Source organism: Paenibacillus sp. J31R98, assembly GCF_056269245.1.
The window spans coordinates 182,784-206,970 of record NZ_JBWDNO010000008.1; the positions used below are offsets into that span (position 1 = coordinate 182,784).

At 47.9% G+C, this 24,187-nt stretch carries 15 protein-coding genes; 14 read left to right on the forward strand and 1 reads right to left on the reverse strand.

Features of this window, described 5'->3' with window-relative positions:
- The first annotated feature begins 132 nt into the window (after positions 1 to 132).
- Positions 133 to 1,710: a histidine kinase N-terminal 7TM domain-containing diguanylate cyclase gene (locus tag AC0YNX_RS24975; protein ID WP_475818409.1), complete on the forward strand. Its 1,578-nt coding sequence runs from the start codon at positions 133 to 135 to the stop codon at positions 1,708 to 1,710.
- Between the two features lie 158 nt (positions 1,711 to 1,868).
- Entirely contained in the window at positions 1,869 to 2,903 is a 1,035-nt protein-coding gene (locus AC0YNX_RS24980) for an aminoglycoside phosphotransferase family protein (RefSeq protein ID WP_475818410.1), read from the forward strand.
- 218 nt (positions 2,904 to 3,121) lie between these two features.
- Here AC0YNX_RS24980 and AC0YNX_RS24985 read toward each other — a convergent pair whose 3' ends face one another.
- A complete protein-coding gene (locus AC0YNX_RS24985; RefSeq protein WP_475818411.1) occupies positions 3,122 to 9,061 on the reverse strand; it encodes a galactose-binding domain-containing protein in 5,940 nt (1,979 codons plus the stop codon).
- A 608-nt stretch (positions 9,062 to 9,669) separates the two neighbouring features.
- On the opposite strand from AC0YNX_RS24985, the gene AC0YNX_RS24990 reads away from it, so the two are divergent.
- The 12 genes from AC0YNX_RS24990 (at position 9,670) to AC0YNX_RS25045 (ending at position 24,170) form a co-directional block, all read left to right on the forward strand.
- Positions 9,670 to 11,367, forward strand: a complete 1,698-nt coding sequence (locus AC0YNX_RS24990; protein WP_475818412.1) for an alpha-1,3-galactosidase-related protein — start codon at positions 9,670 to 9,672, stop codon at positions 11,365 to 11,367.
- A 323-nt stretch (positions 11,368 to 11,690) separates the two neighbouring features.
- Positions 11,691 to 12,764 carry a hypothetical protein gene (locus tag AC0YNX_RS24995; protein ID WP_475818413.1) on the forward strand — a complete coding sequence of 358 codons (1,074 nt, stop codon included), beginning with the start codon at positions 11,691 to 11,693 and terminating at the stop codon, positions 12,762 to 12,764.
- Between the two features lie 198 nt (positions 12,765 to 12,962).
- The gene (locus tag AC0YNX_RS25000; protein WP_475818414.1) at positions 12,963 to 13,805 is read left to right on the forward strand and encodes an undecaprenyl-diphosphate phosphatase; all 843 of its coding nucleotides are present in this window, start codon (positions 12,963 to 12,965) and stop codon (positions 13,803 to 13,805) included.
- A 52-nt stretch (positions 13,806 to 13,857) separates the two neighbouring features.
- Positions 13,858 to 14,313, forward strand: coding sequence for a divergent PAP2 family protein (locus AC0YNX_RS25005; protein ID WP_475818415.1), 456 nt, complete (start codon positions 13,858 to 13,860; stop codon positions 14,311 to 14,313).
- Between the two features lie 328 nt (positions 14,314 to 14,641).
- The gene (locus tag AC0YNX_RS25010) at positions 14,642 to 15,325 is read left to right on the forward strand and encodes a response regulator transcription factor (RefSeq protein WP_475818416.1); all 684 of its coding nucleotides are present in this window, start codon (positions 14,642 to 14,644) and stop codon (positions 15,323 to 15,325) included.
- Positions 15,326 to 15,330: 5 nt separating this feature from the next.
- Complete coding sequence (locus tag AC0YNX_RS25015; protein ID WP_475818417.1) at positions 15,331 to 16,689, forward strand: sensor histidine kinase; 1,359 nt, start codon at positions 15,331 to 15,333, stop codon at positions 16,687 to 16,689.
- 58 nt (positions 16,690 to 16,747) lie between these two features.
- The gene (locus AC0YNX_RS25020; protein ID WP_475818418.1) at positions 16,748 to 17,503 is read left to right on the forward strand and encodes a hypothetical protein; all 756 of its coding nucleotides are present in this window, start codon (positions 16,748 to 16,750) and stop codon (positions 17,501 to 17,503) included.
- Positions 17,504 to 18,047: 544 nt separating this feature from the next.
- Positions 18,048 to 18,995, forward strand: coding sequence for a lysylphosphatidylglycerol synthase transmembrane domain-containing protein (locus tag AC0YNX_RS25025; protein WP_475818419.1), 948 nt, complete (start codon positions 18,048 to 18,050; stop codon positions 18,993 to 18,995).
- Positions 18,992 to 20,554, forward strand: a complete 1,563-nt coding sequence (locus AC0YNX_RS25030; protein ID WP_475818420.1) for an alkaline phosphatase family protein — start codon at positions 18,992 to 18,994, stop codon at positions 20,552 to 20,554. The genes AC0YNX_RS25025 and AC0YNX_RS25030 overlap by 4 nt, the downstream gene beginning before the upstream one ends.
- Positions 20,505 to 21,263, forward strand: coding sequence for a glycosyltransferase family 2 protein (locus AC0YNX_RS25035; protein ID WP_475818421.1), 759 nt, complete (start codon positions 20,505 to 20,507; stop codon positions 21,261 to 21,263). Before AC0YNX_RS25030 ends, AC0YNX_RS25035 begins: the two co-directional genes overlap by 50 nt.
- Before the next feature lie 198 nt (positions 21,264 to 21,461).
- The gene (locus AC0YNX_RS25040) at positions 21,462 to 22,664 is read left to right on the forward strand and encodes a hypothetical protein (protein ID WP_475818422.1); all 1,203 of its coding nucleotides are present in this window, start codon (positions 21,462 to 21,464) and stop codon (positions 22,662 to 22,664) included.
- A 24-nt stretch (positions 22,665 to 22,688) separates the two neighbouring features.
- The gene (locus AC0YNX_RS25045; protein WP_475818423.1) at positions 22,689 to 24,170 is read left to right on the forward strand and encodes a stalk domain-containing protein; all 1,482 of its coding nucleotides are present in this window, start codon (positions 22,689 to 22,691) and stop codon (positions 24,168 to 24,170) included.
- The last annotated feature ends 17 nt before the right edge of the window (positions 24,171 to 24,187 follow it).

The window sequence follows — 24,187 nt, forward strand, 5'->3', positions numbered from 1 at the left end:
TACTGCTGGAAGAAGGATGCTGGCTACGTCTAGTAGTCTTCGAACCTCTTCGATAGTGGAGTCATCGCATGAATATGAATCGTTTGTGACCACGCAGCCAGGTTTCAACCGATATGTGGAGTTGTATATATAGTGGGAACGCCTTATTCGGCGATATTAACGCTTATGGTGACGGCCGGCGTCATTAATGTCATCATGGGCATTTACGTATTCTTTTATCGGTCCAAGCAATCCATGTCCAAAACATTCATCGCGTTCACGCTACTCTCGGCGGTTTATGTGTTTGGCTCGACGCTTGAGCTGTCATCGAGCACTCTTGCAGAAGTGAGGCTCTGGATAAAGTTTGAGTATTTCGGCATGCCTTTTCTGCCGCCGCTTAATCTGCTGCTCGTGATGTACTTCCTCGGCATGGACCGCTTCCTGAAGCGCCCTATTCGTCTTGGGTTGTTCATCGTTCCGGCCATTACATTCGTGCTTGTGCTGACGAATGACGCGCATGGGCTGTACTACCGCTCGATTGAGCTGAAGCAGGGGGCTTCTTTTCTAAAAGCGAACCTGAACGCTGGGCCGTGGTACATCATCGGGGGTGCATATACGTTCGGCTGTATGATCGGCGGCGTGACGCTGCTGCTCATCTACTGGAATCGCATGAAGTCTTCGTATCGTCTTCAGCATATGACCATGCTCGCGGCGCTGGTGCTGCCGCTGGCAGGAGACTTCTTGTACCTGGGCAATCTGACGCCAGATGGCATTGACCCGATTCCGGCTATTATGGCAGTCACGTCCGCACTCTATATGTGGGCGCTTGCCGGCAGAGGGATGTTAAACGTGGTGCCAATTGCCCGCGATAATCTGTTTGAGAGTATGAGCGACAGCGTTCTAGTGCTGGATCTGGAGAATCGGCTTGTCGATTATAATCCGGCAGCGGCGCGTGTGATGCCGGAGCTATCCGCACAGAATCTTGGCATGAATATTGATGAGCTATGGCAGCGCTACACCGACGAGCCGCTTGTGAATTTGGTGAACGGCTTTCAGGATGAGAGAGAAGTAATCTGGACGATCGACGATCGGTCCTATCATTACAGCGTTCGTTCTTCGGTCGTCAACAAGAGCGGAGGGCAGGAAGTCGGCAAACTGCTCATTCTGATTGATATTTCGGAGCAGGTCGAGCTGCAGAAGAAGCTGCATTCGCTTGCTTTCCACGATGGGCTGACGGGGATTTACAATCGCAATCACTTCTTGCATTTGAGTGAACAGCTCATCGCGCAGGCGGCAGAAGGCGATGGGAGATTCGCGGTTCTGCTGTTTGATGTTGATTATTTCAAAAGAATTAATGATACCCATGGCCATGATATCGGCGACCAAGCGCTGCTGCACGTTGTCACCGTATGCCGCGGCATGCTCCGTGATGGCGATGTGTTCGCCCGTTATGGCGGCGAGGAGTTCGTAGTCGCGCTGCCTGGCATGACGCTGACGGAGGCGGGACAAGCTGCGGAGCGCATCCGCGCCGAGATTGCCGCTCACCCTATGGCGCTGCCTGCGGAGAAGATTGCGATTACAGCCAGCTTCGGCGTTGCTGCCGGAGACAGCCATGCGGCTTACGAAGTGAAGCAGCTGCTCAAGCTGGCAGATCAAGCGCTGTATGATGCGAAGCACAGGGGCAGAAACCGGGTTTGTTTGGCTGATTATGCTGTTGCTGTAAGAGACTGATGAGGAAGTCGTCGGTCTCTTTTTTTGTTGCTTATCAACCAAATTCTCCCTAAAATGAACGTATCTTAGAAGAGAGCGAGTGATTGCTATGAGAACGACAGTATTGTTCAATCGGTCCGAGAAGACGAACGACAATAATGGGAGGTTTCACTCAAACGATGGATCAAGCGAAGGATACGATCAATTCAAATAAAAGTGAAGAAGCAGGAAGAGTAGCAGGAGTAGAAAAAGAGGGAAGAGTGGAAAAAGCGGAAGCAGTTACGGGAGCAAGTACGGATTCAGGCACGGAAGCAGTTGGCTTGCATGCCGGTGAGGTACGAGTGGAAGCCGCGCTCGTGAAGCGGCTGCTGGAAAGGCAGTTCCCGCAGTGGGCAGAGCTACCGCTTGTGCGGGTCGAGTCTACCGGGACCGACAACGCCATCTATCGGCTTGGCGATGAGTTGTCGGTACGGCTGCCCCGGATCGAGTGGGCGACGGGTCAGGCAGAGAAGGAGCTGCAGTGGCTGCCGAAGCTGGCTCCGCACTTGCCGCTAGCAATTCCTGCGCCGATTGCGATTGGAGAGCCTGCCGAAGGCTATCCTTGGCAGTGGGCTGTGTATCGGTGGTTCAGCGGTGTAGATGCCATCGTCGGAAGTATTGAAGATTTGGCTGAAGCGGCGAAGTCGATGGCGCAGTTCGTAGCCGCATTGCGCCGGATCGATCCGACCGGCGGGCCGCTTCCTGCCGGTTCTCGGCGGGACACGCTAGCGATGCGGGATGAGCTTGTCCGCAAGATTATTGCGGATCTGCACGGCGAGCTTGATCATGAAGCGGCGGTTGGTGCGTGGGATGCGGCGATGAAGCTGCCGGCGTGGCAAGGGGAGCCGCTATGGATTCACGGCGACCTTCATGCGGGGAACCTGCTTATCGATCAGGGGCGGCTGTCGGCCGTGATTGATTTTGGCTGTATGGGCGTAGGCGACCCGGCGTTCGACATGCTGTTCGCCTGGAGCATTCTCACGGCGGAGACGCGGGAGATCTTCCAGGCTGAGCTTCAGCCTGACGAGCAGACCTGGGAGCGGGGCAAAGGATTCGCGCTGTCGATGGGGCTGATCGCATACCCTTACTACAAGGAGAGCAATCCCGTGTTCGCAGGCGTGGCGAAGCGGATTATTGATGAAGTGCTCGCAGATTACCGCAGCAGCCTGGGGTAGGAAAGTGGCCGGCAGCTGAGAGAACACATATGTGCTCTCGCGCAGCAACCGGCGCGGATTCGTGCCTGAGAGAACGTATATGTGCTCTCGCGCTGGGCAGCAGCGGGCATGCTCATCGACCGAGGGACGTAGGTCAATATAAAGAAACAAGCTGACGCACGGAAGTATCCGGACGTCAGCTTGTTTGTGTTTTCTGATTACTTTGCAGTCAGGTCGGTTTACTCGTAAACCTCCATTTCCAGCAAGGAGTAGCCGTATTGCGTGTTGCGCTCTGTGCCATAAACTTTGACATAACGAGCTTCGGTAGGGTTAAAGAAAATGTTGTCGATATGTTCACGCTCGCGACCATTCGTCGCCTTGTAAACCGTTGTCCAGTTCTCGCCGTCTTCCGATACTTCGATCGCAAATGCTTTAGCCGAGGCATTCTCCCAGTTCAGAAGAACGCGGCTGATAGTGTGCTTCTCGCCAAGATCGACGCTGATCCATTGCGGATCGCTGAATGCCGATTCATAGCGTGTTCCTTTGTTGCCATCGACAGCGAGTTGTCCGCCTTGAAGCGGATTATCCGAAGTGGATGTGTCCTTATGAAGCGCAAGGTTCGTTGCAGCAATTATGGGTTGTACCACGGACACATCTTCATAACCGACGGCATGAACCGTTACAACATGAGGGCTAGCTTCCGTAAACAATGCGCGATTAAGGTTGATGTTGCCGTCCGTAATCGTGTATTGATTGGATTTCAGCGTAACGCCGTTCAATTCAACCGCGTTGATTGCAGTTCTCCAAGCCGCGTCATCAGCGAAAACGATATCGATCGGCTCTCCAACTACGTTATTCGTCGTATCTGCCGTCAGCGCTTGTCCTGCAAGAGGTGCCATGTCGCCGGCATAAACCTCAAACTCCCACAGCGAGAAGCCGTAAGGTGATCCGCGTTTGATCCCGTTCATCTTCACGTACTGCGCGCTGACAGGAGCGAAGGTGAGATCATCGATGCCGCCGTTGCCATTGTCAGCGGAGTAGACCGTCGTCCACGTTTTGCCGTCCATGGAGACGTCAATCGTATACGCTTTGCCGTACGCATTCTCCCAGTTCAGCACCACGCGATTAATTGTAGATACTTTGCCGAGGTTGATGCTCATCCATTGATTGTCTTCGAATGCCGATTCCCAGCGGCGATCCAAGCGGCCGTCAACTGCGTCGGCACTCGAGCGATGATAGTCCAGCGACGAGTCCGTCTCTTTGCCGAACGCAAGGTTCAACGGGTTCGGATTGGTGCCAGAATCCGGCGGCGGCGTATTCGGGCCGCCAGGCTGCTGGTTGCCAGCGATTGTTTGCTGAGCGGACGCTTCGCTGTAGCCTTTTGCCTGAATCGAGATCAAATACGTTTGCGCCTGGTTGAACAAAGAGGCATTCAACGTGATTTTGCCAGCGCTTAGTTGATATTGGTTCGCGTTAACTGTCGTGCCATTGATAGTAATAGACTCAATTGCAGCTCTCCAAGCATCGTCGTCACTAAACGTAATGTCGATGGGTTGACCAACGCTCGCGTTCGTCGAATCGGATACCAGATTCGGCGCGGATGGCAAGCCAGCCCCGTTGCCGTACACTTCAAACTCCCAGAGGGAGTAGCCGTAGTTCGTCGTACGCTCAGTGCCGTTCATCTTGACATAACGTGCAGCGATTGGCGCGAAGCCGATATCGTTGATGCCTGGTTTGCCAGTCGTTGTCTCATAGACGGTTGTCCAATCCTTGCCCTCCGTGGAAACTTCAACGGTATAACTCTTGCCTGCTGCATTCTCCCAGTTCAGAAGGACGCGGCTGATCGTTTCTTTCGATCCTAGATCGACAGTGATGGATTGCGCGTTGCTGAAGCTGGATTCCCATCTCGTCGTTTGGTTACCGTCAACTGCGAAGCTGCTTGCTTGGTTCGGAGCAGACGATGTGTTCGTTATTTTGCGAAGCGCTAGGTTGATGTTCGAGCTCGTCACGACGATTTGCTGAGCGCTCTTCGCGACATAGCCTTGTGCTTCGATCGTAACGTTGTAGATGCCGGCTTCAGGGAACAGGGCTTTGTCGAGTTTAATGGTGCCTGGCGCAACTTGGTATTGATCTGCAGCAAGCAACGTTCCGTTTACTGCAACCGTTTGAATCTTGTTTCTCCAGTCTTCGGCATCATCGAAGGTGATATCCATTGGCTGACCGGCACGGTTCATCGTCGTATCTGCGGCCAGATCCGGTGCATCCAGGCTGCCTGCCGGCGAACCGAACACTTCCAGCTCCCATAGGGAGTAGCCATAGTTCGTCGTACGTTCCGTACCTTCGACCTTCACGTATCTCGCGTTCACGGCAGGGAAGGTGATATCGTCGATGCCTTCATGACCGCGAGTCGTCGAATAGATAGGAGTCCAGCTCTGACCGTCTGTCGATACGAGAACATTGTAGCTCTTGCCGGCTGCATTCTCCCAGTTCAGGCGAATATGGCTGATTCTGTACTCGGACTTCAGGTTGACCCCGATGAATTGCGGATCGCTGAAAGCAGATTCCCAGCGCGTATCCAGCTTACCGTCAACGGCATACGAGCCCTGCTTGTTCGGGTTCTCGGAAGTGAAGGCAGGCTTGTTCAGCGCCAGGTTCACAACCGAGTTCGTAATGACAACCTGCTGTACGCTTGTTTCTGGATAGCCGTTAGATTGAACGGTAACTTTGTAGCTGGCTTCAACCGGGAACAAGGAGCTGTTCAAGGTGAGCTTGCCTGCTTGTACCGTATATTGCGATGGGTCAAGTACTTGCCCGTCCAATTGTACGGCGTCGATTGCTTCGCGCCATTTCAGATGATCGGCGAACGTGACTTCAATCGGTTGACCGAGCATGTTTTGCGTCTTGTCGGACGAAAGGACAGGAGGATCGTTAGCATCCAGATCCGTTACTTCCGTAGGATCGACCTTAACAAGCGATTTCGGACCGACTGTTGCAGAACCCGTTACGCCAGCTGCATTGTGGAACGTGATCGTGATCGCTGCGTTCGTAGGATTCCATATTTCAGCTGTGTACGTCGTACCTTTCTTATAGATGGAAGCGCCGGACCAGCCGGTTGCCCAAATGTCTTTGGTGCGCGAGCCGAGCGTTGCCATGTTGTGCACGAACCAGTACGTGTTGAAGATTTCGTTCTTCTGCGTGTTATCCACCGTAAACTTCTTAAGCACGTCTTGCGGATTGCTCAATGCTTCGATCGGCCATACGATGTGGTACCATGCATTCTCGGGACCTTTGTTATCCTTCACGAGACCGCCATACAAGTCGGCGACTTTCTTCTGATCGAAACCGTAGCTTGTCAGGTACTCGCCGGTAGGCAGCCAGTGGATCCCGTAGATGTTGACTGGATCTCCGCTGAAGAACGTACCGTAGTTATACGCGCTTCCGTATACTTGGCCAACCGATTTGTGATTGAAACCAGGCAGCCAGTTGTCGTTGTCGTAGTTGAACCAGTACTGCTCAACTGCTTTCAGCTCAGTCGTGAAGCCGTAGATCGAGATGTCACGCGTAGCTTTGTCACCGGACAGGAGACTCCACATGTATTCGCCGACCCAACCGAACAGGGACTCGCCAGCTGCTTCTTGGTTGTTTCCGTTGTTGTTATCGCCGTAACCGCCAGCCCATGAATGGCCTTCGTATGGATCGAAGTTACGCAGGAACGGATACATAGGATCTGTCTTGGACGGGTTCGCATAGTCGCGAATAAGATTCTCGACCATACCGCCGTAGTTGTCCTTGAAATCTTGATCGTACGTAGCGAGAACGGCAGAAGCGAAGACATAGTAACCATATGTGAAATGGTGATCCGTCAAGCCCGTGTTCGCGCCGAATTCGCTGTTCTTGTAGTACATCGTGCCCCAAGTCTTGTCATAGTACATGAAGTAGTCAGGCTCGCCCTTCGTGTACGTATACCAATCCGTCAGAATCGTTCTCAGACGGGACAGGAACACTTCCTTGTATGCTTGGTCGCCGACTTGATCGGCTATTAATACGCCCATAGCAAGCGGGTGCAGCACTTTACCTTGCCAGTAAGCGTCGCCGGACATGAAGTTCTTGGACGTTGATTCATCGAGGTAGCTCAATTCTTGAAGCAGCTCTTCGCGATTATAAGAAGGATCGCTCGGCTCCGTGAATTGAGGCACGATGCCGTTAAACTTATCCGTTGTCGTGAACGAGTTGCCTTCACGCAGCTTCAGCGTTCCGCGGATGGATGGATAAGAGAGAGTTGTCAGCGCCGTAGACGATTGCTTCCATTGATGCGGGAGCAGCGCCATCAACGTCGTCGAAGCCATGTCCGCACGCTTCTGGTCGATCTCTGCATCGAAGCGAGTAACGACATCGGAAGTGCTCTCGTCGAAGCTTGGTGTGACGACCGTGTTCTTAACGAATGCATAAGCATGTTTATAGAAGTAGTTCAGGTCGCTTGCTGCAGGCATCGATGCGACGGACAAGTAGTTGTCGCCGTTTCCGAGGCGGATTTTCACTTTATTGCCGACTTTCATGAAGACAGAGCCTGCCGGAGCAAAAGCACCATAGTTGCGGATGACCTCAGCCGCTTGCGGCGAGCCGTCAACGTTAGTTACGGTGAAGCCGATATGGTCACCATTCACGGTAGCGCCTTCGGATGTGAGAACTGCATTTCCTTTATCATCATAGAAGCGCGTGGATGCCGGGAAGTACAATTCCGCTGTCGTCGGATCGCTGAATTCCGAATACAAGTAAGGTGAGCCTTTGACGAACGTCGTTGTCATTTTTGGCGTATCGTTATCGCTCAGCGCTACGGTCGCAGACCAATCGCCGTAACCTACGATCTTGTTCTTGATGTTGTGCGAGCTGATGTTGCCGGCATGCAGATAGAAGTCCGGACCGCCATCGGCTGCTTGCGAGTTGCCCGTATCATTAACCCAGCCTGCGCCAGGATTCAGGACACTAAGTCCCATAGGCGTGTACTTGGATTTGAGCGGAAGCGTGATTAAGCTGTCGCTTAAGTCCTTGATTAGTACCGATTGCCACCAGTCATTGGAAGGAATTGGTGCTTTCAGAGCGTCAGACTTATTGATAGGCGGACGCGGCTGCGGCATGTTGATATCGCTTGTCAGATAGCTGCCTTTGCCAACATCGACCGTTGAAGCGGTAGGAAGAGAAGGAATCGAATAAACCGGCTTCGGATCCCCTTGCACATAATCGTAAACGCTTAAATCAAACAAGGAGTAGCCATAGCTTGTCGTCCGGCTAATGCCTTTCATTCTTACATATCGGCCCGACCCATACACTTGCTTATCCATCCAGCCGTCAGTACCATTCATTTCGCGATAAATGGTTTTCCAATTGAGCGCATCGTCGGACACTTGCAGATCGTAGATGCGTCCGGCTGCATTCTCCCAGTTCAGGCGTATGCGGCCGATGTCGTGCACGCTGCCGAGGTCGACATAGATCCACTCGTCGCTCGTGTGAGCGGAGGACCATCTTGTTGTTTTGTCTGCGTCGTTTACGTTCTCCGGCGGCATGGCAGGCTTATCTTTGTCAGCTTTCTCATAGGAGGAAGCAACGACCGGCTTATTCAGCGCGACGTCTTCCCCAAGGACGACAGGAAGCGGGTTTGTGCCGCCCGTACCATAGACCTCGAATTCCTTGATCGACACGCCGTATCCGCCGCTGCGCTCAAGCGATAGCATACGGACATAACGTCCTTCGCCAGACAAAACGATCGTATCTACGCCGCCGTCGCCTTTCGTATCGGAGTAGATGTCTGTCCATTTGGTCTCGTCATCGGACACTTGAATCTTGTACGACTTTGAGTAGGCATTCTCCCAGCGGATAATCGCCTTGTCGATCTTAGCGTGAGCGCCCAAATCGACGTAAATCCATTGCGGATCTGCGCTGAATGCGCTGCCCCACCGGGAATCCGTGTCTCCATCAACTGCTTTGTCAGGCGTTAGGCCGCCTTCGACTGATGAAGCATACGCCGCCCCCTCATACGTAAGCAGGTGCGAAGCCTCAGTTCCCTTTGCGCTGGCTGCGGAAACGGTTGTACCGCTCCATGAACCGAGAAGCATGGAGAGAGCGAGCACCGACGGAGCCGTCAGCGGCAATTTCTTACGTACTTTTCTTGCAAAAGAACTCATTCATCATTTCCTCCTCTGTTTTGCGCCTCTTGGGGCTTTTTTACCGGGCGACATTTCTCGCTAAGGCGGAATGTCGAAAATCAGAAAAAAATGGAATTTTTCCACCGCGATTATATAACCTGTCGAATTCAGATCACAATGAGCGAAACATCCTACTCCGCATATGAAATAGGTCGATATACTCATGCAATTTTTAACATGAAACGACGGGTGCCTGATTGTTCTGAGCGAGAATGAAAAAGATTCATAGGATGGCGCAAATGCCGTCCGAGCCGCAGGAATAACGAGGTTTTTGGAAGTGGAAGCAAGTTCCAGCTGTTGAAAAAACGAATAGGCCGCAGGACCCCAAAGGTATGTGTCTATTGAAATAGGAAGAATTGGCCCCTTTATCAAATCTTAATAATAAACTCGAAACAAAATCAGGATATTTCTTCCTGATAAGGAGAAATCAAGGGACTCTTGTAATAGAATAAAACGACAGGGGAAATTGATATTGCACATAACTGCTTATCATCCCTATAATAAGATCAAATTTGTTATGGCAATTCGTGATATCGCTTTCAACGGAAACTGGCAAGTATTACGAGCTTAAGCGAGGGAAATAACCAATGAGGAACATTCGTCTTACGGATTTCGGAGCGAAACCGAATAGCGGTGAAGATACGGTACTTCCTATGCGCCGCGCGCTAGAATTTGCTGCGCAACTGAAATCGCCTGTTGTGTTGGAATGTGTCGAGGGGAGTTACGATTTCTACCCGGAGCATGCTGCAAGATTGCCATTCTATATTACGAATAGCGCGAGCGAGCAAGAGAACCCGGACGTGACGAAGACGATCGGAGTGCTTCTCCAAGGTCTTCGCAATCTCATTCTTGAGGGTAATGGGGCATTATTTCGTTTTCACGGTAAATGTACGATGTTCGTTTTCGAGCAATGCGAGAATATAGAAGTTCGTAATCTCCAAACAGACTTCGCTAGACCGACGATGTCTGAAATGGCAGTGGAGGGAATGGGTGATCGGCATATCGAAGTGCGTGTTCATTCTGATTCCTGGTATGAGCTGAAGGGCGGAGACCTCTACTGGAAAGGTGAAGGCTGGAGTTATCGGGCTGGTCCGACGCAGCTCTTCGATCCGGTCACCAATACAACCTGGCGGGTTCGCAACCCGGTTCCGGACGCGCATCATGTTGAAGAGATTGAGCCTGGCAGGCTGCGGCTTCATTACAAAGAAGATAGCATGCCAGAAGCCGTAGTCGGCCTCACTTATCAGATGCGTGAAGGAACTCGTGATCAAGCCGGCGTATTCATTCATAAGAGCCGCAACATCACATGGAACAACGTTAATCTGTACTACACTCACGGATTAGGTGTAGTCGGACAATTCAGCGAAAACCTTACGTTTGATGGTTTATCGATTGCGCCGCGCGAGGGTTCGGGAAGAACAGCGGCTGCCTTTGCCGATGGCATTCATCTATCCAGCTGCCGAGGGCTTGTTCGAATAGTGAACTGTCATTTCGAAGGCACCCACGACGATCCGATTAATGTTCACGGCACTCATCTTCAAATCATCGACAAGCCTGCTGATAATCAGATCCTTGTGCGATTCATGCACGGTCAGAGCTATGGCTTTGATGCCTTTTTCCCAGGGGATGAGATCGAGTTTGTGAATACGGATTCACTAACGGCTTATGACAGCAATACTGTTGTTGACTGTCACCGTATAAGCCCGAGGGATATATTGTTGACTTTAGAACGCCCAGCTTCAACTTGCATCGAACCGAATGATGTTATAGAGAATGTGACCTGGACGCCGGAGGTTGAGATTTGCGGCAATCGATTCGCGCGTATCCCGACAAGAGGAATCCTGATTACAACAAGGCGGAAGGTCGTCATCGAGGAAAATCATTTCGATCGCCTCGCGATGAGCGCCATTCTTATTGCTGATGATGCAGAGAGCTGGTTTGAATCCGGCCGAGCCCTGGATGTCACGATACGGCAGAACACGTTCAATCGATGCGGGGGAGCAGAGCATCCCGTCATGTATATCGCTCCGGAGAATCGCTCCGTGGAACTCGGTAAGCCTGTTCATCGGAACGTTCTGATCGAAGGAAACACCATTATATCCTCGGATGCGCTTCTGCTCGATGCGAAGAGTACCCAGGGGCTTACGTTCCGGCAGAATAAAGTCGCTATTACGGGTTCTTTCCGTAAGAAGGTTGATCTAACCGAGGTTATCCGGTTAACGGCTTGCAGCGACATTCAGATCCAGGATAATAAGATCGTGTCGGAGAATGAGGTGCAACCATGAGCAAGTGTCTGCTCAAGCTGAAAGCATGCGGCTTCAATACCTCTAACTTTGGGGTCACGCTTATGCAATTTACTCTGTGATCACTGTAATAGTACGACGATTAAAGAGGTCCCTAAAAAGAACCTTGTTAAATCAAGGTTCTTTTTTATTTTAGGAGACGTTCTTGTCGGTTTTTTCACGACATAAAAGTCCCACTATTATGTACGAACGACAAAAAAGTCACCATTTGGATCAGGGGAATGTTACAGTGCTGACAAGCGTTTGGTTTAAAATTCGGCTCAAATCATATTGTGGTTTTTGCGATGCGGGGGACTATGAGGATAATGAATGAGTTTGCTAGAAGAATGTTCTTTGCAATGTATAAAAAAGAACCTATAAATGTTGAGTATCAAAGAATTATTGATTCAATTGAGAATAAAACTATTTCTGATGATGCAATTGAACATTTAAATAACTCCTCACTATTAAACGACCTCCAAAATGAATCATTGATATTTAGTAATGATTCAATCTCTGATCTGATAATCAGTTTGGTTTTCACTCATACTAAAAACATTAAATTGAAAGAAACTATTAATTACATTTATGTCGGGTTTGTTGAAAGGGAAGATAAGCTACCACGACCTAAAGTGGAAGCGCCGTTTTTTGATGGATCACGTTTAATAATTATTGATGCAATAACGAAGTTGCAATTGGAGCAAATATGCGAGTTAATTTCTATTAAGTACATGCGGAAGTACGAATACCTTAACAATCTGACTGATGATTTTGATCATGAGTGGCTTAATAAATGTCGACAAAAATTTATTAATTATAGCCAGCTACAAAGTTTGGTTGACTATGAACGATTTCTAGTGGAGATAGGAGGGGAACAGTTACTCAATAAGTTTGCAGAGCTCCATAACGAAATATATGAGGTTTCGATGGGAGCAATTATTGGTCACGAAATTGGCCATTGTTATTTAAGTCATAATGGTTACACAAACAATATAGTTGAAAATCATAATATGGAAATTGAAGCAGACGAGAGTGGTGTACTCTTTGTCAAAGAATATCTACGTTATTATGATCAAACAATTGGTCAGAAACATATTGGTTTACAAGTGTGTGGAATCGCAGTATCCATTATATTAATTGCATTATCAACCCAAAGCTCCACACTAGTAGACAGCAGTACACATCCTTCAATAAGACGCAGGTATTGTCTAATGATTATTTCGATTCAGCGTCTATTTGGCAAGGAATTTGCTAAAGAAACAACAGATATTGTTAGTTGGTTTTGTGAGCTTTCGAATTTTTATCAGTGGGAAGAAGATTGGTGGTCATTTTCAGATATTATTTTTGAGGAGATAGAGAAGGTAATACCTGAATTAATGAAAAATGCAAAGGAAGTTTAAGTGATAAATGATAAGTAAATATTAGACGAACCAAATCATTTTCTGGAATGGACTACAGATCTCATAGAATGTCGATTAGAAATTTAATCTCTGTTAAGACAAAGTTAAGGTTAGATTCATTTTTGCTTGAGGTTATTGACCTACAGTAATAATTGCCTATACATGCATGACAAACAAAATAAGGAGTGTGTACTCATTATGCAAGACATTTTTACTGCCATCGTGCAAGGGATTGTGGAAGGACTTACCGAGTTTCTACCCGTCTCTTCGACGGGGCACCTAATTCTGAGCGGTAAACTTCTAGGCTTCTCTGGTGAGAAAGCAGATACATTTGAAATCATTATCCAGCTCGGCGCTATTTTAGCTGTAGCAGTCGTTTACTGGCGTCGAATCTTGAACTTACTCGGATTAATTCGGTTAAAGCCAAGCGTTATTGAATCTTATCAGTCTGAAGAAATTACTCAATCCAAACATAAACTCAATCTTCTCCATATTATTTTGGCTTGTTTCCCGGCCATGCTACTAGGATTGATCTTGCATTCATTTATCAAGAATTATTTATTTTCTCCTTATACGGTACTTGCTGGACTAGTTCTTGGCGGTATCTTCATGCTCATTGGTCAAAAGAAACAAGCACCTGTAGAAGCAGAAGGAATCGATCAAATCTCATATAGACAAGCTATACTTATCGGATTATACCAATGCCTCGCCCTATGGCCAGGGTTCTCCAGATCTGGAGCAACAATTGCAGGCGGCTTACTTTCGAATGTCAGTTACCGAGCGGCGACGAATTTCTCATTCTTAATTGCGATTCCCATGATGGTCGCAGCAAGTGGATACGAACTGCTTAAAAGCTACGATACTCTAACCTCTTCAGACATTGGTTTCTTTGTAACTGGTTTTGTTGTCGCTTTCTGTGTAGCGCTAGTTGCGGTCATCACGTTCTTGAAATTGCTTGAACGGTTTAAGCTCGCACCATTCGCGTATTATCGCTTCGCTCTTGCTGTCGTTTTTCTAGCTTACTTGTTGATGACAGCATGAGATAAGAGAAGCGTTTCATTCCCTAATGAACTTTGGAAGGAGTCCTCGTATCTTGAGCATTATTTCATATTTACCGTTAATCGCAGCGCTGATCTCCATCTTGGTGGCTCAACTCATCAAAATTCCAATTAACTTCTTTGCGAAGTCGGAGATCGATTGGCGGCGTGCAATTAGCACTGGCGGAATGCCAAGCTCGCATTCTGCAGCGGTTGCCGCACTGACAACTGGAGTCGGTTTGAAAGAAGGCTTTTCCTCCAGCTTGTTTGCGATAGCTTTCGTCTTTGGCGTTATAACGATGTATGATGCCGCCGGCATTCGTAGACATGCAGGTACACATGCATCACTACTGAATCGACTTACTAGTAGACTCGCAATAGAACAAAACGATAATCAGAAATTAAAATATCCGCTCCTTAAGGAAATGTTAGGGCATCGGCCTATTGAAGTACTAGCAGGTGCAGTTCTCGGAATCATAATCAGTCTAGTGCTTTGGCTTATTTTTACGTGAAGAACCGGGCGAAACTGCAATTGAAAAGGATAAGGATGTGTCGATAACAAACCAATGTAAATTGAATCAGCACATTACCCGATTTCGTAGAATCTAGCAACAGTACGTCATGGAATCCTAATTCAAAGCTTAACTTGGCAACATAAATAACCCCAATCAAATGTGTGACAGCATTTGATTAGGGGTTATTTTTGTTATTAATCAAGGAAGTGAATGGTTTTGATATGATCAGAACTTTATGATATCAACTTATGATTTTTCATGTTTATTTCAGAATTAATTGGTATATTTTTTATCTATGAGGCTTTTGCAAGGGGGATAGTTAAGAATGCGTATATTGCTGGCTGAGGACGATGAGACGCTAGGTGAGCTAACGGAGCACCAGTTGAAAAGGCAATATCATGTCGTCGATTGGATGAAGGATGGTCGCCAAGCGCAGGAAGCGATAGCTACTGGTCGTTATGATGTATATGTATTAGATTGGATGTTGCCTGAGTTGACCGGTTTAGAGCTCGTAAGGGAGATCCGCGGGAAGGAAGATCATACTCCGATTCTACTATTGACGGCTCGAGATGCAGTGCAAGACCGGGTGGAGGGGTTACGCGCAGGGGCAGATGACTACATGATTAAGCCTTTTGCTTTTGAAGAGCTGGAAGCAAGGTTATTCGCCTTGTTCAGGCGGCAGGATAGGGGATATCATTCATCGGATACACTCAGCTTAGGGGATATAACGGCAAATATGAGCCGATTTGAAGTAACCCGTAGAGGAACGGTAATTACATTAACACGACGCGAGTTTCAATTGCTCGTCTGTTTGATGCGCCACGTTGGTCAAGTCCTCTCGCGAGAGCAACTACTTGATCAAGTGTGGGGACTTGCGTCGGATGTGACGCTTAACGTCGTTGACGCTACAATTCGATTACTTCGCAAAAAAATGGACGGGCCTTATGAAACAAAATGCATCCAAAGCGTTTATGGCGCTGGATACCGGTTTATGATAGGTGGGGAATGAGATCAATGTTTAAACGGACACGAACCCGGCTAACGCGAGAATTTTCGCTTACTATTGGTATTATTCTGATGATCTCCGCTATTTTTTCTTTATGGATGGTACAGCAAATGCTGACAACGACAGAAGACAGTCAACTTAAATCTTTAAGCAATCAATATGAGGCTGAGCTTCAGAAGTTGATCGAGTCTCCAAAGGGGAATGTGTTGTTCGATCCTTCGGTGAATAAGGAGAAGTTGAACTCGTTTTACGAACCAGGAGGCTTACAACTTAACCAAATGGCTTGGTTGTTCGATCCAAGCGGAGAAATGATATTTGAATCCTCGCCATCTAACAAGAACTCGTCCGGGGTGAATTTTCCACTAACGGCGCTCCTACCAAGCCTCCACGCGGAACCAGATAATGTTTACCGAAATGTAAGCGCGAATGGAAGAACCTTTCGAATCGGCGGCACGATACTTTCAAATAGTAAACTCACGGACTATAGAATTATAGTTGCACAGGAAGTCACCAGTGATATCGATCTATTAACGCAGCTACGATGGGCGTTTGCGGGGTTCGCCTTGCTTATGTTAGCTGCAGGAGGGGCTGCGGGTTATATATTGGCGGGACGCGCGATGGGACCGATATCACAAGCGTTCCATCGACAGGAACAATTCACTTCCGATGCGTCGCATGAACTTCGGACACCGCTTAGTATTTTGAAATCTGCCTACGAGGTGCTAGATGAGGAGAGCGATAAACTGCCTGACTTCCATCGTAATGTATTTATGAAGTCAGGTCGTGAAATTCATCATATGAGCCGGTTAGTCGACAATTTACTTGTGCTTGCGCGAAGCGATAGCGGGCGGCTTGATTTGGTCTTATCACGATTTTCTCTGCGTCATACAATTCGCCAAGTGATGGAACAATTAGAGCCAATTGCGTCTTCAAAGCATGTGAAGTTGATCTGGGAAAATAGCCAAAGTGGATCTGGAGCAGATGAAGCGATGATTCAAGCCGATGAGGTACGCATTCGTCAGCTTATCTTAATCGTGATCGAGAATGCCATTCAGTATAACCGGGAAGGCGGGAGTGTTACCGTCTCCTTGGAAACAGATCCTCAGAAGGTATCCTTTATTGTTAGCGATACGGGGATAGGCATTGAGAACGAGCATCTGCCTCGTATTTTCGAACGATTTTATCGTATGGATAAGGCCCGGACTCGCCGGTCGGAAGGAACTGGCCTTGGTCTAGCGATTGCCAAACAAATTGTTGATGCACACCGGGCAAAAATAGAAGTGTGGAGTACACCTCAGGTCGGTACGACGCTTCGTGTCTCTTTTCCGAGTATTTCAGATTCTTTTCAGAATGTTTCTTTATCTTAATCCATGTAGCCTCCTGATTATAGGGATGGCAAATTCGAAAAGAAGAAGGGATCAAACAATGAAGAAAAATTGGAAGCTCGCTGGCGCAGCGCTGCTAATCGCGATTGCAGTTCCGGTAACCGCTTATGCGGCAGACAACCTAAATGGAAAATCACAGGATGACAAGAAATCAAGCTATGCAGAGGCTCAGAAAGGTGAGAAACCAAGTCCAGGAAAAGACGATAAGTTAGAATTAGATTTGGAAACAATCGCTAAATCAAAGCTCGACCTGGATCAAGAAACGATCGAGCAAGCCCAAAAAGAAGGTAAATCGCTTGCAGATATCGCGAAAGAAAAAGGCAAAGCGCTTCAGCCGCTTATTGATGAGCTAACGAAGGAGATCAGTGATGCGATATTAGCACATCTCGACCCTAAGGATCTCACAGCTCAGGAGAAGGAGAATGTGAAGAAGAAGGCATCCATGGAAGCAGAACGCATCTTCGCAGAACCGCTCAACAAGGAGAGTGCTAAGCAAGAGGGTAGCGACTGGAATCTCGCAGCGGCACTGAAATTAATCGGAATTGACAAGGCTACATTCGCTGAGCAGGTTCAAGGAGGTAAGTCATTCGCTGACATCGCAAAAGATCATGACGTTACTCGTCAGCAGCTAATCGATACGCTAATGTCAGACTTCACTGCCAAAATTGATTCAGTAAAAGCAGAAGGTGCAATTACACAAGAACTAGCAGATCAGAAGAAGCAAGCTTTACTGAAGGAAGTTGAAGATTTCGTAGACCATACACAGACGATGTTCGTGATCAAGGATAAGAAATAGGTACTAGTTGATGATTATCCGCGAAGTCGATCGATAATTTATAATCAAAAGTCCCGAAGAATTTATTCTTCGGGACTTTATTCTTTTTCACATCATTCTCTAATTTTCGTTAGATATAATTCCAAATAGGAAGTGGAATGATTATCATTCTCATTAAATCTCTGGGATGGCGGTGGCTGATGGATAGTCGACGTATGTTTTCGCAGATTGGATACGATCGTAAATACATTTCAAAACTTAAGCCGAGATCGCTTAGACTGAAATATTTAATTCTTTATTTGCTCTGTGAGAGAGGGAGCGCAACGACTATCGAGTTGGCCGAGACATTGTTCGTTCCGATCATTTCTGTTCGAAAAATGGTCAAGAGTCTGAAGATTAGCGGTTTCATTGCTTCACAACCGGGCCCTGTCGAGCGGTTGTTCATCCTACCTAACGGTATTCAGGTTGCAACTGCAGCACGTCAGGAGGGAAAGGGAAGAGAAGCCCACAGTTCCGATCTCACACGCATTCAGTATGATGAGCCGTTAATCCTGCCTTATTCGAAATGAACAAGAAGCTTCTTGTATATACAATCGCATTAGTCTTATTGGTAGTGTTTGTATGTTTAAGTTGGTTTGGGTTTGAAGCTCCTGAGTTCTTCGATCTTCTTTGTAATCTAGGACAACATCCGGGATGGGTCGCGCTCATGTTCACCGCTTACTTCATTTCATTCGTTCTAAAGGCGGAAGCGTGGAGAAACTACGCTGGCGTCAAGTATAAGCGTAATCTGTATTTACATGCCATACATTACAGCTTGCTGGTCAATCATCTACTGCCAATCAAATTAGGCGATTTCGTACGTACCGGCATCTTAATGAAAGTGACACGCAAGAAATGGGACGACGCCTTACATTCCGTTGTGGTTATGAGGTTAGCGGATGTTGTTGTGCTGGCTGCTTTTGCAGGTGCTGGGGCGCTATGGCTCGGATTAACAATATCCTGGGTCGCGATTGCTGCGATCGTCACTGGGGCAATTGTGATCATTCTTATAATGAAGCGAAATCCGAATCGGCTTCCATCTTTTGTACACAGGCATGCAGCTTCGTTGAGGAGTGTCGCATTATCTCGGCGTGGACCTTTTATTTTGGCATTGATCACTGCGAGTTGGGTACTAGAGGCGGCCGTTGTGTACGGCGTAATTCGTATCGGCCAAGTTAATATTGATGCGGCTTCGACAGTTTGGGCGAATAGTGTGACTATCGGCGGGCAGGTTTTCCAAGTGACTCCTGGCGGCATAGGGACCTATGAGAGCACGTTAAGCGGTGCATTAATCGTCCTGGGCCTGAATTGGAAGGATGCATATCACGTGGCGCTGGTGACCCATACCTTTAAGTTCGCCTTTGCATTCTTGGTAGGCGGGTATTCATTAGTTCGATTCCCGATTAACTTACGTGAAGCTCGAAGTTGGACTTCCATGCGATTGAAACGAAACCAGGAAAGGAACCATGTATGAAAAAAGCTTCTTCTTTCGAAATCGTGGCGGCCAGATGCTGGAACCTATTAAACGAAGGAAAGCCGTTCACGCCGATATTTGCTATTGGTCTTTTCATCTTGTATCGATCGGACCAATGGATGGATGTGGATTTCTGGATGGCGGCAAGCTCTTCGCTGCTGCTAGTCGTTCCGTTGCTCGCGATCTTCTATTTATTTGATTATCCGCTTTTTCTGCGGAATTACTTGTGGCTCCCTCTCATCGCTTCGCTGTTGCTGTGGGAACTGCGTAATCTATCTCTCTACGTATTCGCAATAGGCTTGTACTTTTTCTTCACCGTCTTTTTCTGGGGCACGTTCTATTATCGAATGAGGATTGGCACGACGTGGTGGAATTTCACTCGCTTCTGGAAGTTAGTGCTCAAGAACAGCGATTCGACAAGCGGCAATGCGCAGGAGCAACTGCCAAAGCTATTATTAATTCTCTTCTTATGGAACCACTACTATGTTTGGTGTGAATCGGTGAAGGCAAATGCATCCCTGCTGTCGGATCAATTTGGTGAAATCATAACTCTTGGCGTGTTTACACTGTGCCTGTGGTTGTATAGTTGGGTCCTTCACGCGAATTTGTTTGATTGGAAACCGAAGGAAGTGGACCAGTTCACAAGTCAATCCGATCCAACAGGAAATGCAGTTAATGACAAAGTAATCGTAATCGTCGTTGACGGTATGCGCAAAGAACGATTCGAAGAAGCCAATGCGCCATTCATGAAGAAGCTTCGTTCGGAAGGAACCGAATATTCGCAGATGGAGACGGTCTATCCGGCGAGAACGGTCGTTTGTTTCTCCTCCATGTTCACCGGCACGTACCCGAAGGATCATGGCATTCGATCCAATATGGTGTGGAAATTAGGCATACGAGTAGAGAGCATTTTCGATGCTCTGCGCAAGGTCGGCAAGAAGGGAAGGCTGCTAGGCATTGCTCATTTGATTGATTCGATGGGAGACGATGTCGAAAGTGTAACGGCAGTCATGCACAATGACGTAGCTGATCGGAACATCATTGAAAGGGCGAAACGGATCATGGACGAACAGAATCCCGATTTGTTCATCGTTCAATTGATCGGAGTCGATCAAACCGGTCATAGCAGAGGCGTTTTATATGACGATTACATAACGAAAATTGGAGAAGCAGACAAACTTATCGAGGAGTTCGTCGAATGGCTTACCGTTCGAGGCATGATGGCCAATACAACGCTGATTCTATGTGCGGATCATGGACAGGCGGATGGTATAGGCGGACATGGCCATTTGGACGAAGGAGAGCGATTCGTTCCATTCTTCTTGCATGGTCCAACGATTCGGCCAGGTTGCCGGATTGATGAGAAGCAATCACTTATCTCGATGGCGCCGACACTAGCTCATCTACTAGGTTCGCCTTTTCCGAGTAGCAGCAGGGGGAGAGTGCTATTGGAAGCACTCATGCCAGCTAAGAGAAGCACATTTAACGTAGGCAAAAAGGAGCAAGAGAATGATCGCAACAGGAAGCAAGAAATTAATCGTATTTATCCCGGCGCATAACGAAGAAGGGGACGTTGGCCAAGTGATTGCCAGAGTACCTCGGCAGTTTCATCCTGCCATTTCTGTTCAAGTCATCGTCATTAACGACGGTTCGACAGATAGAACAGTCTCGGTCGCCATGGAGGCAGGGGCAGATAAGATCATTTCTTTCCCCGTAAACAAGGGCTTGGGGGCGGCCGTTCGCGAAGGGCTGGCGCAATGCTGCCAACTTGGAGCGGATATTGGATTAATGATTGATGCAGATAACGAATACCCACCTGAGCAAATTCCAGATGTCGTGGCACCAATCATTGCCGGTAAGGCGGATTATACGTTCGGCTCGCGGTTCAAAGGCCAAATTGCGGGCATGAAGGCACATAGGAGAATCGGGAATTACGTCTTCACGCTGCTGCAATCCATTCTACTTCGCAAATGGATCTTCGATGGCCAATCCGGCATGCGAGGGTTCTCTCGGGAAGCGATGGAGCACGCAGAAATTATCCACGATTACAATTACGCACAAGTGCTGACATTAAATTTACTTAGAAAAGGGTTTCGTTTGGAAGAGGTGCCAATCTCCTATCGAGTTCGGATGCAAGGCCAGTCATTCATTAAGTTTCGTCAATACATGTGCGCAGTTCTGCCGGCAGTCTACAGAGAAATGAGAAGACCGGTCAGGGATAAGCAGATCTCCAAGAGCAAGAAGAAAGTGCTTGAAACCATATCGTAAGGAGGAAAACGAGTTGACTTTCGCAACAGGAGGCACAAGAAATGCCGTTTCGGTATGTGCGATGGTTTGCGTTTTTCGGTGCCGTAGCAGTCCTTATCGGATTGTTTGGCCTGAATTTGAAGTTCGCCAGTCCGTTCGTTCGTTCATGGGATGAAGCGAATAGGCTCTGGCGAAAAGAAAGAAGAGGAGGTTGCGCAAGTGTATAGATGGCTTCGAGGCGGCATCATAGCGGTTTTGCTTCTTCTATGGATCGCTCCTACCCAAGCGATGGCTTACTCCTACGGGGATGCCAACACGGAGGACGTCGCCGAAACCTACAAAGCAATTGAAGCTTCTCTTAATGGCTCCTCGCCAGATTGGAGTGCAGCTACTGAATTGCACAAAGCTAGGAGATCCGAAATCAAAGCGCACTTCGGAGAAGCGGTCGCGGTTACGCTGGATAAGAACATCGAAGCAAAAAATGCCAAGCTGTTCATCGCAAACTATAAGGCGGTTCTCGTAATGAATCTGGATCGTCGATTTACGTATGCGAATCAAGACGTCAAGGATTACGCTGCTGCGAAATTGCTTCTGGCAAAGGCGAAAGCGACTTACGACGTGCTCGCTCCTTATGTGCCTACGGGAACGAATGAGGTGTACAAAGCATTTGACGACGCACTAGATGCTCTCGGTAATCCAGGCTTGTTCGGCGTAGGGAAGAAAGATGTAGATCCCGAGAAGTTCAAGACGAAAGTAGATTTTATTTATTCGAAGGTCAAACCGAACTTTCCGTACAAGCCTTATGTTAAACCAGCAGAGAGTAAGCCTGTGAAATCAGACAGCGTGACTAAACCCGATCAGAAACCGGTAACTAAGCCTGATCCGGTCAAGGAGACACCGGTCAAGGAATCGCCTGTCAAGGAATCACCGGCCAAGGAAACTACGCATGTCAAAGAATCATCGGTCAAGGAAACACCGGTCAAAGATGTGAAACCTACGGTCACGCAAGATCCTAAGGAAGCTGAAGCCCTTCCACAAGTGAAAGAGGAGAAGCCAGCCGTGCCGACGACTACAGAAGAGTCGGTATCTCCTGAGCCGAGCGACACCAAAGAGACGGAAGGTGAACTAGACGCGGCTGAATCTGAAACTGTATCAACGGCAGCAGAAGAATCGGCGTCGAATTCCACACCTCAAGATGAAGAACTTGTCGAGGATTCGGCTTCAGCGGGCTCGGTAGAGTCAGAGCAATCTGAACTTGTAGCCGAGGCACCGGGAGAACTCGTAATAGATGAAAGCAAGCAGCATGCTCCGATGGAACGATCGGACAAAACGAATTCCAAAGTTACTCTGTTTGCAATTGCTGGTGTGGTAGTGGCCGGCGGTGGCGTTATTTGGTTGATTCGCAAAAAAGGCTGGATCTAATTATAAATCAAAGGAGAATTAATAATGCGTAAATTCATTTCATTATCATTAAGTCTAGCGCTCATCCTCTCTACTGTATTCATGTTTGCTTCTGCCGTAAGCGCGGAATCGAAGTTTAGTATCAAAGAGGACGCGGAAATAGCAGCGAGACTCCAAGCTTTCACAGATATTAAAGCACTATTTACGGATAAAACAGACTTGAAAGCGGTCAAAGAATTGTACGTGAGCAAATTCCAGACGGAAACAAAACGAATCGACTCGACGATCAAAGCAGATGATCCGAAGATCGATGAGAACGTTATGTTTGTACTCGACAATGCAATCCTTGGTCATTTAAATGTAAATCAGGCAAAGCAAGCTGTTGATAAAGGCCTGCAATGGTATTTCTACTTTGCTATGCGCGATGCGATCAGCAATAAAGTAAGAACGGCTATTGCGAAGGATGACTATGCGACGGCTGTAATCGAATTTGACAAAGTCGTACAGATCTATGAAGGCGCGATTCAAAGCACGGTAGCGAAACGCGATGCTTCGTACGGTTTGGATATGGTCGGCATCTTGAAAGGTACGATAGAGCAACTGATTAAAGACATCGCGGACAAGAACGTAAACGATTTCAACATCCACCGCCAAGTACTGGATAAAACGATTATTAAAACGTATGCCCTAGCAACATATACTTACGCGACGAATATCGCGACGAAGCCGGTAGCGGATCAACCGGCTGCTATCACGGAAGGCTACTTCCTTTATTTGCCCGTCTACACGTACTTGAGAGGCGGAAGCATCGAAGATGCGAACTACGTACTGAGCGCATTCGCTTCCGGCGATGCCAGCAAAGTCAACAAAGACAAAATTCAAGCGGCACTTCAGCGTACGATGATCGGTAAAGTATCGGAATATGTCACGAATGCGTATGTCAAACTGACTGCCGGAGACCTCCAAGGAGCCCGGGGTTACGCAATGGAAGGTAACATGTTCTTATCGACACAAGAAGCGTTCTTCACGAAGGAAGATTATGCTGCAGCCCTTGCATACGCGCAGCAATTTGCAGATGCAATTGATCATTCTGATCTCGCGGCAGCTAAAGCTGCATCATTCCAAGTGCTGAAGTACCTCGTAGTCAAAGATGGTACTCAAATTACAATCAACGACAAAACGTATATCGTGGACGGTCAAAGCCGAACGGCTGCGAATGCTCCGTTCATTAATACTAAAACGTACCGTACTCTCGTTCCAGTACGCTTAATTGCAGATGTGATTAAAGCCCAAGTCAGCTACGACGACGCTACGCAAACCGTCAAAATCGTTAAAGACGGGAAGTCGACAGAACTCAAGGTTGGTTCTGATACAATCGTACAAGATGGTAAAGCCAATGAGACTGTGAAGCTTGATCAGCCTGTTATCATTCAGAATGGCGGATCGTTCATTCCTCTACGCGCTGTAGCTGAACTGTTCGGCATGGGCGTATTTAACGACAAGCAAAACATTATTATTCTGCGATAATTTACATCGTCCGATCG